The sequence below is a fragment of the Crossiella sp. CA-258035 genome (assembly GCF_030064675.1).
Lineage (GTDB): Bacteria > Actinomycetota > Actinomycetes > Mycobacteriales > Pseudonocardiaceae > Crossiella.
In genome coordinates this window covers 8614715-8629430 of record NZ_CP116413.1, presented here as the reverse complement: position 1 = coordinate 8629430, position 14716 = coordinate 8614715, and the positions used below count along the sequence as shown (strand labels likewise).

Sequence of the window (14716 nt, the reverse complement as noted above, 5' to 3'; positions counted from 1 at the left end):
CCCCGATAGCCTCGCGCCGTCCAACCGCGGTCAGTGACGGCGCGCATCGGGGGTCCACCACATGGTCCAGCGGCACAACACCGAGGAGCTGAAGGCCTACGCGGCCTACCTCGGCACCGTGGCCGGTCAGTTCGACCAGGTCAAGAAGTACCTGCACGAGCACGGCTGCGACAAGAGCGGCTTCACCGGCCTGCTCACCATCCTGCAGCCGGGGGTGGACCTGGTGCGCGGCGCCTACGACCTGGCGCTGGACTTCGGGCAGGACCGGATGCACGGCTCGGCCGAGCGGATGGCCCAGATCGCCGCCGACTACGAGAAGACCGACCAGAAGGTCGCGCTGACCTTCGCCCGGCTCAACGACCAGGTCGGGCAGGTGCGCGCCTGATGGCTACCGGGTACGCGGACAAGACCGATCTCGGCGGCCTGCTCAAGGCGCCCGAGGACAGCTCCGGGGCCAAGATCGAGGAGCTGATCAAGGAGCAGGGCTGGCAGGTGCAGGCCGTGGACTGGGCCTTCACCAAGGTCACCGGCGAGAGCATCGTGCAGAAGGTGATCATGCCGATCACCGGTGACTACACGCGCATCCAGAACAACGGTGACGCCTGGCGCAGTGGCGCCGAGGCGATGAACGCCATGTCCGCCAACCTCAATGCCAACGTCGACCAGGTCCGGGAGACCTGGGAGGGCGCGGCCGCGGTGGCGCACGAGGTCTTCGTCAAGGCGGTGTGGAAGGCCGGGCTGCTGGCCGAGGCCCAGGTCGCCAAGCTGATCGCCAAGGGCTTCGACAAGGTCGCCGAGGGCGCGAAGAAGCTGTGCCAGAAGGCACTGGACCTGATCAAGTTCCTGGTCAACAAGCTCATCGACGCGATCAAGAAGGCCTGGGTCCCCGCCTACGGCTGGATCAAGGCCGCCGAGCTGGTCTGGGACGCCTACCAGATCTACCGCAAGATCATCGAGATCGTGGAGGCGGTGAAGCGGATCATCGAGACCGCCAAGCAGCTGCACGACACCGTCTCCCAGGTGCCGTCCCAGCTGTCCAAGATCAAGGACGTGCGCAGCGTGGGCGACGCGATCGAGGTGGGCAAGGAGCTCAAGCAGTCCGCCACCGACATCAAGGACGGGGCCACCAGCATCCGCGACGACGCCAAGGGCATCGGTGACTCGGCCAAGGAAGCCCAGGCGGCCGGCCGGGAAACCGGCAAGGACGCCAAGGCCCTCAACGACCACCTGCGCAAACCGGCTGGAGCGAGCCCGCGATGACCACTCCCGAACAGGACTGGCGCACCCCGGAGGTCCGGCGCGCCGAGGCCGAGCTGGACGCCTCCATGGACGCCATGGAGGAGGTGCTGCGCTCGGCCCAGGAGCTCCAGGACAGCCTGCGCCCCGCCGAAGAGCCCGTGGCCTCGGAGGAGGACGTCCGCGCCATCGAGCGCGAGGCCGCCAAGCCCGACGCGCCCGCGGAACTCCGTGCGCTGCAACGGAAAGTCGAGGCCGGGGAGCTCAGCTGGCGGGACGTGCTGGAGGGCAGGGCGTACGCGGACCCGGACGTGCGCGCGGCGCTGGAGCCGAACCTGAGCCGGATGGGCACGACCTACCAGCTGTTCCAGGAGGGCCACACGCTGGACGAGGTGGTCGAGGCGCACCGCCAGTCCCAGCAGCGCCGCAACGACGATGACGACGACGGCGGCGAGAACATCGTGCTGCGGCACGACTCCTGGTGACGACTAGCTGATCGCGAGCCCGATCCCGGTGCCGAGGGACCACACCAGCATCGCCAGTGCGGTGTCCTTGAGCACCGGGATCAGCTTGAGTCCGGCGTCCCCGCGCAGCACCCGCCGCAGCGAGAAGAACACCAGCGGCGCGGCCAGGAACCCGAGCAGCGCCCACGGTTCCCGGAAGCCGATCAGCGTGGTCAGCAGGAACGGCACCACCACCAGCGCGGTGTACAGCCCTCGGGTGTCCCGGTCGCCGAGCAGCACGGCCAGGGTGCGCTTGCCGGTCTCCCGGTCCGAGGGGATGTCGCGCAGGTTGTTCGACACCAGCACCGAGGCGGAGAACAGGCCGGCGCCGACCGCGCCGCCGATGCCCGCGCCGGTGAGCTCGCTGGACTGGATGTAGAGCGTGCCGAGCACCGCGACCGGGCCGAAGAAGAGGAAGACCGCGATCTCGCCGAGGGCCGCGTAGCCGTACGGCTTCTTGCCGCCGGTGTAGAACCAGGCGGCCGCGATGCACACCGCGCCCAGCGGGATGAACCACCAGTGGCCGGAGGTCAGCGCGATCACCGCGCCGGCCACCGCGGACAGCGTGAAGCAGACGAGGGCGGCGCGCAGCACCGTCTTCGGCGGGGCGGTGCCGGAGCCGACCAGGCGGAGCGGGCCGACCCGGTTGTCGTCGGTGCCGCGGATGCCGTCGGAGTAGTCGTTGGCGAAGTTCACCCCGATGACCAGGCTGAGCGCGACCACCAGGCACAGCACGGCCTGCAGGGCGTTGAAGCCCTCCACCGCGGCGGCCGCGCCCGAGCCGACCACCACCGGGGCCACCGCGTTCGGCAGGGTCCGCAGACGAGCACCTTCAACCCACTGGGCGACTGTCGGCATGCCGTCATCCTGCAACACGGCTGGTGGGAACGCGTGCCCGCCCCCGCGCGGGCGGGCACGCGCCACGGTCAGCAGCGGCCGACCGTGCCCACCCCGGCGATGTATGCCTTCGAGACGAACTTCCCGGCGCTGATCCGGAACCAGACGTTGCTGGTGCCCTGGGTGCCGGTCACGTTCTCCCCGGTCACCTGGCACTCCACCTTGACCCTGGCGAAGTTCGCGGCCAGGCCGACCTGGGCGTTGGCCGAGCTGGCCCCGGTGCGCACGTTGAGCGTGTCGCCCGCGGTGCGCACGGTGCCGAAGGTGCCGCCGCCGGTCCACAGGTACTCCACGGTCACCCAGGAGTTGTCGGTCAGCTTCAGGCCGTCCCAGAAGGTGCCGTCGGCCAGGTCGATCCCGGCCGGGTTGGCCACCGTGCGACCGAAACCGTCCTTGCCGCCGTTGTAGCCGTCCTGGTAGGCGGCCTGGGCCTGCGGCTTGCCCTGCGGCAGGTTCTTCCACATCTCCCTGGTGGCCGAGGGGTTCCAGTAGTCGTCCTTGATGTTCCACGGACCGACGTCCCAGACCGGGGCCCATTCGCAGCGACCGTTGGCCGCGCACACCTTCACGCTGTAGGTGCCGGTGCCCTTGCTGGCCAGGCCGCGCCGGGACGGCAGCGCGACGAAGTGGTCCCTGGCCACGATCACGTGACCGTTCGCGGTGGTGCCGCCGACCAGGCCCTCCCTGGTGGCGAACACCCGGTAGCTCAGGCCCTGCACGCCCTGTGCCGACGGAGCGCTGGGCGCGAGCTCTGCGGTGAGGGTGAGCGCGGTGAGCTTGGGGGTCTGGCCCTTGGGCGCGGTGAGCGCCACCCGGATCTGGATCACCTTTGATGGCGCGGAGATCTCGGCGGGCTCGCCGGGCCTGGCTTCCGCCCACTCGGTCCACTCGTCCTCGCCGAGCCTGCCGCGGACGTCGATGGCCAGTTCCGCGCCCGCCGGGACCTCGCTGCGGACGGCGGCCGCGACGCGGTTGACCGGCTGGTCGAGCTGGTGCGGGGTGAGCTGGAGGAAGCCGGTGGCCAGGCCGGTGCGGGCGCTGGCGTGCTCGGCCGCGGTGGTGCCGAGGGTGACCGCGCCGCCGGTGGTGCTGACGTTGCTGTCGTCCTCGTCGATCACGGTGAGGTCAGGGGTCCAGGCGGAGGCCTGCTCGGTCAGGGCCGACCGTGTCTCAGGGGGACCGGTTGGCGTCGCGACAGCTGGTGCGGTTAGCAGGGCGAGCAGGGCAATCGTTGGCATTGCGAGGCCCAGTAATCGCGTCCGGGCCTTGTTCGGGACGCGCATGACTGCTCCGTTCCCCGGAGCACGCGGAGCGGATCAACCGCAGCAGGGGCCGCATGTCCGGATCGCCCAGACAGGGAAACCGGACCAGTGGTGATCTGTCAACGGATCGTATGAACTAGTTGAAAGTTGGTAACCAGTTTGGCCTAGTCGGGTTCGGCCAACAGCTCGCCGACCGCGCGCCGGTCGATCTTGCCTGGTCCGCGCAGGGGCAGCTCCGGCAGGAACAGCACCCGGCGCGGCGCGCAGGCCCGGCCCGCGACCTCCCGGACCGCCTCGCGCAACCGCTCCGGCGCGGGCGGCTCGGTCCAGTCGGCAGGCACCACCGCGGCCGCGACCGCCTGCCCCCACTCCGGATCGGGCACGCCGACCACGCAGGCCTCCAGCACGCCGGGGCAGTCCGTGAGCGCGCGCTCGACCAGCGCCGGTGGCACCTTCTCGCCACCGGTGATGATCACGTCGTCGGCCCGGCCGAGGATCTCCAGCCGCCCGTCCCCGGTGAAGCGGCCCAGGTCGCCGGTGCGGAACCAGCCGTCGGCGAACACCGCCGCGGTGGAGTCCGGGGCCAGCCGGTAGCCATTGGCCAGCATCGGACCGCCCAGCTCCACCGCGCCGCCCTCGGCCAGCCGGACCCTGGCCCCGGTCAGCGGCAAGCCGTCGTAGACACAGCCGCCCGCGGTCTCGCTCATGCCGTAGGTGGTGGTCACCGCCACCCCCGCGGCCCTGGCCGCGCGCAGCAGCGCGGGCGGGGTGGCCGCGCCGCCGACGATCACCGCGGCGAACCCGCGCAGCGCGGCCAGCGCCGCGCCGCCCTCGGCGACCAGACGGGAGAGCTGGGTCGGCACCAGCGCGGTGTAGGCCCGCCCCTGCGCCAGCAGCGGCTCGGCGGCCGCGGCGAAGGCGGCCGGGCGGAAGCCGGTGGCGGAGTCGAGCACGCAGGGGTCGAAACCGGCCAGTAGGGACCGAGTGAGCACCTGGAGTCCGGCGATGTGGTGCACCGGCAGCGCGAGCAGCCAGCGGCCGGGACCGCCCAGCCGCTCGTGCGTGGCGGCCGCCGAGGCGCGCAGCGCGGCCTCGGTGAGCAGCACGCCCTTGGGCGTCCCGGTCGAGCCGGAGGTGGGCACGATCAGTGCCACACCGAGGTCTTGCTCACCCTCTTCCGGTCTGAGGGCGGCGGCCACCCGCGCTCCGGCCAGGCCCGGGGCCAGCGGCAACAGCGCCGGACCGCCGTCCAGCGCGGCGCGCAGGGCGTGGTGAGCATCACTAGCCGAGCCTGCGGTGTTGTCGCAGGTCAGGGTCAGAATCGGACGGCGGCGCATCGGGGTTAGCCTAATCTTGTGACCGCGACCGACCCCGCCCACTCCTCGATCGAGCTCGCTGCCGACTGGAAGTCGGATGGCGACTACCGGGACATCCGGTACGAGACCGCGGAGGGCATCGCCAAGATCACGATCAACCGGCCAGAGGTGCGCAACGCGTTCCGGCCGCAGACCCTCTTCGAGCTCTCCGACGCCTTCAACCGGGCGCGCGACGACGACCAGGTCGGCGTCATCATCCTCACCGGGCAGGGTGACCTGGCCTTCTGCTCCGGCGGTGACCAGCGCATCCGCGGCAACGACGGCTACATCGGCGAGGACGAGGTGGCCCAGAAGGGCATCGGCCGCCTGAACGTGCTCGACCTCCAGATCCAGATCCGCCGCACGCCCAAGCCGGTGATCGCCATGGTCGCCGGGTACGCCATCGGCGGCGGCCACGTGCTGCACATCGTCTGCGACCTGACCATCGCCGCGGACAACGCCAGGTTCGGCCAGACCGGCCCCAAGGTCGGTTCCTTCGACGGTGGCTACGGCTCCGGTCTGCTGGCCAGGATGGTCGGGCAGAAGAAGGCCCGCGAGATCTGGTACCTGTGCCGCCAGTACGACGCCCAGCAGGCCGAGGCCATGGGCCTGGTCAACACGGTGGTGCCGCTGAAGGACCTGGAGAAGGAAACCGTGCAGTGGTGCCGCGAGATGCTCCAGCACTCGCCGCTGGCCCTGCGCATGCTCAAGGCCTCGCACAACGCCGCCGACGACGGCCTGGCCGGCATCCAGCAGCTCGCGGGTGATGCCACCCTGCTCTTCTACATGTCCGAAGAGGCGCAGGAAGGCCGCAACGCCTACACCGAGCGGCGCAAGCCCGACTTCGGGAAGTTCCCGAAGCGACCGTGAACCCTTCCACAGCGCAAGCCAGGGTCGTCGTTGACGAGCTGATCCGCAACGACGTGCGTCAGGTCGTGCTCTGCCCCGGCTCGCGCAACGCTCCGCTGTCCTTCGCCCTCTACGAGGCCGCGACGGCAGGCAGGCTCACCCTGCACGTGCGCATCGACGAGCGCACCGCGGGCTTCCTCGCCCTCGGCCTGGCCAAGGGACTGGCGCACCGGCCGCACCGGCGCGGGTTCGCCGCCGTGGTGTGCACCTCCGGCACCGCGGTTGCGAACCTGCACCCGGCGGTGCTGGAGGCGTACCACTCGGGCGCCGCGCTACTGGTGGTCACCGCGGACCGGCCGCCGGAGGTCTACGGCACCGGGGCGAACCAGACCATCCAGCAGAACGGCGTCTACGGCGGCGCGGCGACCACCATCGACTTCCCGGTGGCCGAGCGGCGGGCCGGGCAGAACGCGGTGTGGCGCGGGCTGGTCTGCCGCGCGGTGGTGCAGGCCGACACCGGCACCCCGGTGCACGTGAACATCCCGTTCCGGGAGCCGCTGGTGCCGGACGGGGACCTCGCCGACTGGCCGGAGCCGCTGGACGGGCGGCCGGAGTCCGAGCGCTGGACCTCGGTCAGCCCCGGCTTCGTCGGCACCGACCCGGTCGGCGGCGGCCCGATCTTCCACCTGCGGCCGCGCACCCTGGTCGTGGTGGGCGATGCCGACCTCAACGCCGCGCACTCCGCCTGCGAGGTGGCGGCCAAGCTGGGCTGGCCGGTGATCACCGAACCGACCGCGATGGGCGGGCCGGTGGCCTCCGGCGCGGTGGTGCTGCAACACGGTTCGCTGCTGCTCAACGCGGGCGAGCTGCCCGAGCGGCTGCGGCCGGACTCGGTGGTGGTGATCGGGCGGCCCACCCTGTCCCGTGGCGTGCAGAAGCTGCTCAAGACGGTGCCGGTGGTGCACGTGGTGCGCAACGGCGAGTCCTGGGCCGACCCGCAGCACGTGGCCACGCACGTGACCGGCTACCTCGGCCTGGACGACCTCAACTACGCGGCCATGGACATCGAGCAGGGCAGCCGCAACTGGGTGGAGACCTATCCCGGCGACCCGGACTGGCTGACCGACTGGCAGCAGGCCGACGCGCTGGCCTCCTCGGTGGTGGAGGAGCTGCTCGCCGGTGAGCAGTGGCCCACCGGGCTGCACGTGGCCCGCGCGCTGATGAGCGAGCTGCCCGAGGACGCGGTGCTGTTCCTGGGCAGCTCCAACCCGGTGCGCGACATCGACCTGGTCGGCGCGCGCAGGCTCGGCCCGGTGGTGATCTCCAACCGCGGCGTGGCCGGTATCGACGGCAGCATCTCCAGCGCGATCGGCGCGGTGCTCGGCGCGGTCAGCGCGGACAGCCGGATCGGCCACGGCTACGCGCTGCTCGGCGACCTGACCTTCCTGCACGACCTCAACGGCCTGCTGCTCGGCCCGCTGGAGCAGCGGCCGGACCTGACCATCGTGGTGCTCAACGACGACGGTGGCGGCATCTTCTCCTTGCTGGAGCAGGGTTCGCCGGACCACTCGGACTCCTTCGAGCGGGTCTTCGGCACCCCGCACGGCTCCGACCTCGGCGCGCTGTGCGCCGGTTACGGCATCCGGTACCGGCTGGCGACCGACGGGGCGGACTTCCGGGCGGCGCTGCGACCGGCGCCGGGCATCCAGGTGGTGGAGGTGCGCGCGGACCGGCAACGGCTGCGCGCCGTGCACGAGCTGTTGCGGACCAGGGTGCGCGCTGTGATCACCGCGTCCTGATCTCGTTCAGTTTTTCCGTTTCACCTGATCCCATGTCCTGGACATACCGGTAACAGCCTGGTGCTGACCTGCGCATCTGGCTATGTTCCAGCCTGCGCGATTACCTGCACGATCGCACTCAGGAGGGGCAACCATGCTTCGACGACACAGCCTCCGCGTGGCGGCGGCGACGGCAGCGGCCGTCGCGCTGCTCGCGTGGCCGGCGTCGGCTGGCATCGATTCGGTCGGTACTCCCGGCATCGGTGACGAGTACCACCCGAACGACGGCAACGGCGGATACGACGTCTCGCACTACGACATCCGCCTGAAGTACCAACCGGCCAGCGACACGCTGACCGGCACCACGACCATCGTGGCCGCGGCGACCCAGGACCTGACCCGGTTCAACCTGGACTTCGCGCTGCCGGTGAAGTCGGTGCGGGTCAACGGGGCCAAGGCGAGCTTCACCCAGACCCCCGAGGCCGAGCTGGTGGTGACCCCGGGCCGGCTGGCGGCCAAGGGCTCGCTGCTGACCGTGGTGGTGGAGTACGAGGGCGTGCCCTCCACGGTCAAGATCAACGGCCAGACGCTGTGGAAGCGCACCTCCGACGGCGCGACCGCGATCAACGAGCCGCACATCGCGCGCTGGTGGTACCCGAGCAACGACCACCCCACGGACAAGGCGACCTTCGACATCAGCGTCGCGGTGCCCACCGGGGTGGAGGTGCTCTCCAACGGCTCACTGAAGAGCCGGGCGGTGCAGCCGGGCGGCTGGACCCGCTGGAACTGGCGCTCCACCAAGCCGATGGCGACCTACCTGGCCTTCCTGACCATCGGCCAGTTCGAGATCCACCAGAGCACCGGGCACAAGGGCCAGCCGTTCATCACGGCCTACTCCGAGGGCCTCGGCGAGTTCGAGGGCGCGGCCAAGGCCTCGCTGGAGCGCACGCCCGAGGTGATCGAGTTCCTGGAGACCGTCTTCGGCGAGTGGCCGTTCGAGGCGCAGGGCGGGGTGGTGCCCAAGGAGGGCCTGACCTTCGCGCTGGAGAACCAGACCCGGCCGACCTACGCGACCGGCTTCTTCCGCAACGGCACCAACGTCAACGTGGTGGTGCACGAGCTGGCGCACCAGTGGTTCGGCGACTCGGTGTCGGTGGCCAAGTGGCGCAACATCTGGCTGAACGAGGGCTTCGCCACCTACGCGCCCTGGCTGTGGTCGGAGCACAAGGGTGAGGGCACCGCGCAGGAGTGGTTCGACTTCACCTACGCGCGCTACGCCGAGAACGACCCGTTCTGGCAGGTCGTCATCGGCGAGCCGGGCTCGGGCAACGAGTTCCACGGCGCGGTGTACGACCGCGGCGCGATGGCCCTGCACGCGATCCGCAAGACCGTCGGCGACCAGGTCTTCTTCCAGACGGTGAAGACCTGGACCGAGAACAAGAAGTACGGCAACGCCACCATCGAGGAGTTCAAGGCGCTGGCCGAGGTGCTCTCCGGCAAGAAGCTGGACGAGGTCTTCAACACCTGGCTGTTCACCAAGGGCAAGCCGAAGCTCAACCCCGAGGTCTCCACCCAGGGCACCGAGCGCGCGCCCAAGGTGAAGGAGCCGAAGAACGCCAAGAAGGCGATCGAGAACCAGCAGATCCTGCACGACCTGTCCGCCCGCGCGGGCAAGTAGGTCCACAAAGGACGGCGGGATCCCCTGCTCCGCGAAGGGGATCCCGCCGTTTCCTATGCGCCTTCGAGCGCGTCCCGCACCGGGATCATCTTCGCCCGCGCCTCGGCCACCTCGGTGTCCGGATCCGAGTCGGCCACGATCCCGCACCCGGCGAACAGCCGCGCGGTGTTGCCGTCCAGCTGCGCGCACCGCAGCGCGATGCCCAGCTCGCCGTCGCCCGCGCCGTCGATCCAGCCCACCGGACCGGCGTAGCGGCCCCGGTCCATGCCCTCCAGTTCGGCGATCAGCGCCACCGCGTCCGGCGTCGGCGTGCCGCCCACCGCCGCGGTCGGGTGCACCGCCTGGGCCAGCCGCAGCAGCGACCCGTCGTCGTGCAGCCGGCCGCGCACGTCGGTGGACAGGTGCAGCACGTTGCGCAGCCGCAGCACCTCCGGTGTGGGCGGGGCATCCAGCTCGGCGCACAGCGGGCCGAGGCAGTCCACGAAGGAGCGCACCGCGTACTCGTGCTCCTCCCGGTTCTTCGCCGAGGCCAGCAGCTCCGCGGCCAGCTCGTCCTCGGTAGCGCCCTCGCGCGGCCAGGTGGTCCCGGCCAGCACCCGGGAGGAGAACTCGGACCCGTTGCGCCGCAACAACAACTCCGGGGTCGCGCCGACCAGCCCGGCCACCGAGTAGGCCCAGCAGCTCGGGTACCGGCGGGCCAGCCCGGCCAGCAGGAACCGGGGGTCGAACGGCTCGGCCGCGGTGGCCAGCAGGTCGTGCGCGAGCGCCACCTTGGCCAGCTCCCCGGCCCGCATCCGGGCCACCGCGGCCCGCACCGCCTCCCGGTACCGGGTCACCGGCAGCTGGCCCTCGGCGTAGCGCACCAGTCCCGGCCCGCGCACCGGCCGCACCGGGTCCCCGGCCACCTCGCCGATCTCGGTCCGCCAGGCCCGCCCATCGCGTTGCCCGACGATCACCCGCGGCACCACCAGCACTGACTCCTCAGGCCCGTCCGCGAACGTCACGCTGACAAAGGCCACCGCCCCGGTCCCGGGCAGTCCCACCTCGTCCTCGACTTCCAGCGAGGCGCGCAGCTCCCGCCACCAGTCATCCGCCGCGGCGAACCGGTCCGGCCCGGAGCAGCGGAACTCGGCCGCGACTCCCCAGCCGACCAGACCGTCCCCTGCCCGCACCCAGGCGAGCACGTCGTCGGCGTCGGGCAGCTGTCCGAGCAGGTCAACCCCGGCGGGCAGCTCCCGGGTGCGCACCCGCACGGCGCGCGCGCTGTGGCGAGACGGAGCGAAGGTCACCCCAGCAGCGTATGGCCCGCGCCCGCCCGGCCGCGCGCACTACAGTTCGTGCTGTGGCGGAGAACGCAGGACTACTGGACCGGCTGCGCCGTCGCGTGGCGACACTGCCCAAGCCGCGCAGGCTGCGCCGCACCTCGGTCGCGGTGCTGGCGGCCGCGAGCCTGCTCACCCTGATGTGCGTGGTGCTCTTCGGCGCGATGCTGGTCAACGACTACAAGATCGGCAAGCGCACCGGCACCGCCGTGGCCGAGGTCCAGGCGGTCACCTTCGGCCGCACCATCGTCCGCTACAACACCCCCGACGGCGCCATCCACAGCCCCAGCCGCGGCATCCTGTACCCGCAGGGCCTGGCCGAGGGCAACATGGTCCAGGTCGAGTACGACCTCAACGCCCCCGACGACCTGGTCCGGGTCGCCGGGCGGCACGCCTGGATGGGCATCTGGCCGATCATCGCGGTGATCGCCGGCGTGTGGGTGATCGCGTATCCGCTGGTCCGTTGGCTGGAGAAGCGTCGCAGTTGACGCTGCCTACCAGGCGTCCCTGAGGAAGCTGTTCGGCGGTTCATCGTCACCGTCATCCGCTGGGCGGGTCCGGTTCCGGCTTGGCGGTGGAGGTGGCTGATCCTCGTTCCGCAGTTGGTCGAGGTGAGCCCTGGCACGCTCGGTCTGTTCCTCTTTCTCCTGCTCGGACAGGCCCTGGTACCACGTGCTGAACTGCTGCACGCGGGAATTCAACGCTTCCGCGTAGGTACCAGACAGGACCGCGGTGCGCAGGTCGCTGCGGCCGGTGAGCACGTCGTTGGCCATCTCGGCCAGGGCTGAGCCTCCCGCCCCGGCGGCCAGCCGTTCGAGTGACTGGCGCAACGCCTTGGCGCGAGCCGGGTCCTTGGCGATGTCGAGCAGCGGGTCGTCTTCGGCGGGCATGAAATGTCCTTGTCTCACTTCACGGCGGGGTGGCTGTAGGTCGTTTCCGGGAACGGAATGCTCGTCGGGTTTCCGAGCGTCCCGGCGACCCGCATCCCGAACCCGTGTGCCATGTACACGATCATCTGAGTTTTGTTGATCAGCCCCACCACAGAGGCCCATGCTTTGACGATGGCAACGCACTCCAACGCGGCCAGCGCCCATGCGATGGCCATGCCCACTCCGGTCCAGCTGAGCGCAGCTCCGGCCGCGATCTCGACAGCGGCGATGATCGCCATGTCAAGGATCTCTTTGATCAGGTCGCCGGCCCCCTTGGCGAACTCCCAGATCCCCCGGGCGGCCTTCATGTACTCGTCGTGCAGCTCCTGCAGATCCTGCTGCTTGTCGCCGATGGCCTTGGCGAGGTCTTGGAAGTAGACGTGCGCGGCATCGGCGGCATTTCCCTGCCAACCAGAATCAAGAGTGCCGAGACCGCCTTTCAGGCTGTCTCCAACTGAATTCAGGCATTTGCCGAGTGACTCGTAAGCCTTCGCGCAGCGTGCGAAACTTTCCCAATCGCCGATGACCCATTGGGTGACTTCCTGGATGGGATTGAAGCCGATAGTGGCTGCGAAAACCTCGTTCAGCCACCAGGAAGGGCTCAGTCCGTCCGAGATCGCGTTGAGGATGGCCAGGGGGTCTTGGAACTCGGCCGGTTTTCCTGGAGGGACCAGGTGCGTAGCGGCACTTGCCATGCTGACACTCGGGACGGACATGGTCACCTGCCTCCGTTGTCCAGCTTGCCCTCGGTGATCCGGTCGACCTTCGGATAGGTCTGGTCGACACGTGCGGCGGCTCCGGTGTCGGTGAGCTTGTAGTGCTCCACGACTCCACTCAGCTCACCGTGAGCTGAGTTGACCACACTGTGGATCCTGCCTAGCAGGTCCTGCACGCTGTTCGAGACTGCTTCGTTGGCATCGCCGAGTAGTTGCAGCCACCCCTGATCTGCTCGCGGCACATCGCAGTACTTGTTCGCATACCCTTGAGCCTCCTGAGTGTCGTCCCAGGCTCGTCGGACAAGCTGTCGGTAGCCATCGATCACCCGATAGTCGGCTTTGAAACCCATCCGCATCCCCTCCGTCTTAGTCCGCTGCTGCGGTAGCATCTCAAACGTGGCCTATGAAACCTACGATCCTTGGCAACCACTCCGCGATCGTGTGTGCTGGGCCGTGGTTGCGATCACGACCTGCGCTGCGATTCTGGTCTACTTCTATCCGATTACGAAGAGCTTCGTGACGCTTGGAGTATGCCTGGTGGCCACAGTCCTCGCGGTGATTTCCTGGCGTGCGCCGACCAAACGTGGATCCGCCTGGTCCGTTGTCGGCGCAGTAGGGGCTCTCGTGATCGCTGGAATGTGTTTCGCCTACATTCCGCTGTGAACTTCGACCTGTGCCCGTCTCCGTGCCGGTGACGGCGGTCCATCCCCCGTGGTCATCGGTCCCCTCCTGTGCATGGCTGCACCCCTGCCGCCCTGGGCGCGATCGCGCCCGGCGGTTCCCCCAGGTGATCTCAAGCTAGCAGCTGGCTGTGAGTGGTTGGCAACCGTCAGTTCGTCCGGGTGGACGGTCACCCAAACCTGATGTGACACTTTCTTCCAACTCCGGCGATTCGGTGTAACATCGAGCGTGTTCCCGAACCGGCCGGAGGTGCCTGCCGTGCTCGAAACCGAACCGCCAGAGCTGGAAGCCGAGTTCACCGCCACGGTCACCGCGGACGGGCGGATCGAGCCGAGGGACTGGATGCCGGAGGCCTACCGGGCCACCCTGATCCGCCAGATCGCCCAGCACGCGCATTCGGAGATCATCGGGATGCAGCCGGAGGGCAACTGGATCAGCCGGGCGCCCAGCCTGCGGCGCAAGGCGATCCTGTTGGCCAAGGTGCAGGACGAGGCCGGCCACGGGCTGTACCTGTACGCGGCGGCGGCCACGCTGGGCGCGGACCGGACCGACCTGACCGAGAAGCTGATCAGCGGGCGGCAGAAGTACTCCTCGATCTTCAACTACCCCACGCTGACCTTCGCCGACGTGGGCGTGATCGGCTGGCTGGTGGACGGGGCGGCGATCTGCAACCAGGTGCCGTTGTGCCGCACCAGCTACGGGCCGTACGCCCGCGCGATGATCAGGGTCTGCAAGGAGGAGTCCTTCCACCAGCGGCAGGGCTACGAGCTGCTGATGACCATGATGCGGGGCAGCGAGAACCAGCGGCGGATGGTGCAGGAGGCGGTGGACCGCTGGTGGTGGCCGTCGCTGATGATGTTCGGGCCGCCGGATGACAGCTCGCCGAACACCGAGCGGTCCATGGCCTGGCGGATCAAGCGGCACACCAACGACGAGCTGCGGCAGAAGTTCGTGGACATGTCGGTGCCGCAGGCCGAGGCGCTCGGCGTCACCTTCCCCGACCCGGAGCTGCGCTGGAACGAAGCCCGCGGGCACTACGACTTCGGCACGCCGGACTTCGCCGAGCTGATGCGGGTGGTCAAGGGCGACGGGCCGTGCAACGCCGAGCGGATCGAGCACCGGCGGCGGGCGCACGAGGACGGGGCCTGGGTGCGGGAGGCGGCCGCGGCCTACGCGGCCAAGCGGGCGGAACGGGCGAAGGGAGTCGCGTGATGGCAGAGGTGCGTTCCTCCTGGCCGCTGTGGGAGGTCTTCGTGCGTGGCCGGCGCGGGCTCAACCACGTGCACGTCGGCTCGCTGCACGCCCCGGACGCGGAGATGGCCGTGCGCAACGCGCGCGACCTCTACACCCGGCGCAACGAGGGTGTGAGCATCTGGGTGGTGCCCGCCGAGGCGATCACCGCCTCCAGCCCGGACGAGAAGGACCCGTTCTTCGCGCCCGCCGGGGACAAGGTCTACCGGCACCCGACCTTCTACGACATCCCCGACGGCGTCCCGCACCTGTGAGGCAC

General features: G+C 69.9%; 17 protein-coding genes. 10 read left to right on the top strand and 7 right to left on the bottom strand.

Going from position 1 to position 14716, the window contains the following annotated elements; translation table 11 throughout:
* The first annotated feature begins 61 nt into the window (after window positions 1–61).
* The 3 genes from N8J89_RS39045 to N8J89_RS39035 are packed head-to-tail and all read left to right on the top strand — an operon-like array spanning window position 62 to window position 1721.
* Entirely contained in the window at window positions 62–385 is a 324-nt protein-coding gene (locus tag N8J89_RS39045; protein WP_283661889.1) for a hypothetical protein, read from the top strand.
* On the top strand, window positions 385–1260 hold the full coding sequence (locus N8J89_RS39040; RefSeq protein ID WP_283661888.1) for a WXG100 family type VII secretion target: 876 nt from the start codon (window positions 385–387) through the stop codon (window positions 1258–1260). Before N8J89_RS39045 ends, N8J89_RS39040 begins: the two co-directional genes overlap by 1 nt.
* Window positions 1257–1721: a hypothetical protein gene (locus N8J89_RS39035; RefSeq protein ID WP_283661887.1), complete on the top strand. Its 465-nt coding sequence runs from the start codon at window positions 1257–1259 to the stop codon at window positions 1719–1721. The genes N8J89_RS39040 and N8J89_RS39035 overlap by 4 nt, the downstream gene beginning before the upstream one ends.
* Before the next feature lie 3 nt (window positions 1722–1724).
* Here the strand turns inward: N8J89_RS39035 and N8J89_RS39030 are convergent, their stop codons facing one another.
* The 3 genes from N8J89_RS39030 to menE all read right to left on the bottom strand — a co-directional run bounded on the left by N8J89_RS39030 (window position 1725) and on the right by menE (window position 5235).
* Window positions 1725–2597: a 1,4-dihydroxy-2-naphthoate polyprenyltransferase gene (locus N8J89_RS39030; protein ID WP_283661886.1), complete on the bottom strand. Its 873-nt coding sequence runs from the start codon at window positions 2595–2597 to the stop codon at window positions 1725–1727.
* A 68-nt stretch (window positions 2598–2665) separates the two neighbouring features.
* On the bottom strand, window positions 2666–3754 hold the full coding sequence (locus N8J89_RS39025; RefSeq protein ID WP_283661885.1) for a DUF8814 domain-containing protein: 1089 nt from the start codon (window positions 3752–3754) through the stop codon (window positions 2666–2668).
* 308 nt (window positions 3755–4062) lie between these two features.
* Window positions 4063–5235: an o-succinylbenzoate--CoA ligase gene (gene menE, locus N8J89_RS39020; protein WP_283661884.1), complete on the bottom strand. Its 1173-nt coding sequence runs from the start codon at window positions 5233–5235 to the stop codon at window positions 4063–4065.
* Window positions 5236–5253: 18 nt separating this feature from the next.
* Between menE and menB the strand changes: the two genes are divergently transcribed.
* The 3 genes from menB to N8J89_RS39005 all read left to right on the top strand — a co-directional run bounded on the left by menB (window position 5254) and on the right by N8J89_RS39005 (window position 9558).
* Window positions 5254–6123: a 1,4-dihydroxy-2-naphthoyl-CoA synthase gene (gene menB / locus N8J89_RS39015; protein WP_502868385.1), complete on the top strand. Its 870-nt coding sequence runs from the start codon at window positions 5254–5256 to the stop codon at window positions 6121–6123.
* Window positions 6120–7901, top strand: coding sequence for a 2-succinyl-5-enolpyruvyl-6-hydroxy-3-cyclohexene-1-carboxylic-acid synthase (gene menD / locus N8J89_RS39010; RefSeq protein WP_283661883.1), 1782 nt, complete (start codon window positions 6120–6122; stop codon window positions 7899–7901). Before menB ends, menD begins: the two co-directional genes overlap by 4 nt.
* Before the next feature lie 133 nt (window positions 7902–8034).
* A complete protein-coding gene (locus tag N8J89_RS39005) occupies window positions 8035–9558 on the top strand; it encodes a M1 family metallopeptidase (protein WP_283661882.1) in 1524 nt (507 codons plus the stop codon).
* A gap of 53 nt (window positions 9559–9611) precedes the next feature.
* On the opposite strand, the gene N8J89_RS39000 is transcribed toward N8J89_RS39005, so the two are convergent.
* Window positions 9612–10847: an isochorismate synthase gene (locus tag N8J89_RS39000; protein ID WP_283661881.1), complete on the bottom strand. Its 1236-nt coding sequence runs from the start codon at window positions 10845–10847 to the stop codon at window positions 9612–9614.
* A 53-nt stretch (window positions 10848–10900) separates the two neighbouring features.
* Here N8J89_RS39000 and N8J89_RS38995 point away from each other — a divergent pair, with 53 nt between their 5' ends.
* A complete protein-coding gene (locus N8J89_RS38995; RefSeq protein ID WP_283661880.1) occupies window positions 10901–11368 on the top strand; it encodes a DUF3592 domain-containing protein in 468 nt (155 codons plus the stop codon).
* 6 nt (window positions 11369–11374) lie between these two features.
* Here the strand turns inward: N8J89_RS38995 and N8J89_RS38990 are convergent, their stop codons facing one another.
* Genes N8J89_RS38990 through N8J89_RS38980 form a run of 3 tightly spaced genes read right to left on the bottom strand, consistent with a single transcriptional unit; the run spans window position 11375 to window position 12875 of the window.
* A complete protein-coding gene (locus tag N8J89_RS38990; protein WP_283661879.1) occupies window positions 11375–11770 on the bottom strand; it encodes a hypothetical protein in 396 nt (131 codons plus the stop codon).
* 14 nt (window positions 11771–11784) lie between these two features.
* The gene (locus tag N8J89_RS38985) at window positions 11785–12531 is read right to left on the bottom strand and encodes a WXG100 family type VII secretion target (RefSeq protein WP_283661878.1); all 747 of its coding nucleotides are present in this window, start codon (window positions 12529–12531) and stop codon (window positions 11785–11787) included.
* Window positions 12528–12875, bottom strand: a complete 348-nt coding sequence (locus N8J89_RS38980) for a hypothetical protein (RefSeq protein WP_283661877.1) — start codon at window positions 12873–12875, stop codon at window positions 12528–12530. The genes N8J89_RS38985 and N8J89_RS38980 overlap by 4 nt, the downstream gene beginning before the upstream one ends.
* Window positions 12876–12921: 46 nt before the next feature.
* Between N8J89_RS38980 and N8J89_RS38975 the strand changes: the two genes are divergently transcribed.
* From N8J89_RS38975 to paaB, 3 genes are all read left to right on the top strand, one after another.
* On the top strand, window positions 12922–13188 hold the full coding sequence (locus N8J89_RS38975; RefSeq protein ID WP_283661876.1) for a hypothetical protein: 267 nt from the start codon (window positions 12922–12924) through the stop codon (window positions 13186–13188).
* Window positions 13189–13464: 276 nt separating this feature from the next.
* A complete protein-coding gene (gene paaA, locus N8J89_RS38970) occupies window positions 13465–14418 on the top strand; it encodes a 1,2-phenylacetyl-CoA epoxidase subunit PaaA (RefSeq protein ID WP_502868384.1) in 954 nt (317 codons plus the stop codon).
* On the top strand, window positions 14418–14711 hold the full coding sequence (paaB, locus tag N8J89_RS38965; protein ID WP_086783046.1) for a 1,2-phenylacetyl-CoA epoxidase subunit PaaB: 294 nt from the start codon (window positions 14418–14420) through the stop codon (window positions 14709–14711). The genes paaA and paaB overlap by 1 nt, the downstream gene beginning before the upstream one ends.
* Window positions 14712–14716 lie beyond the last annotated feature (5 nt).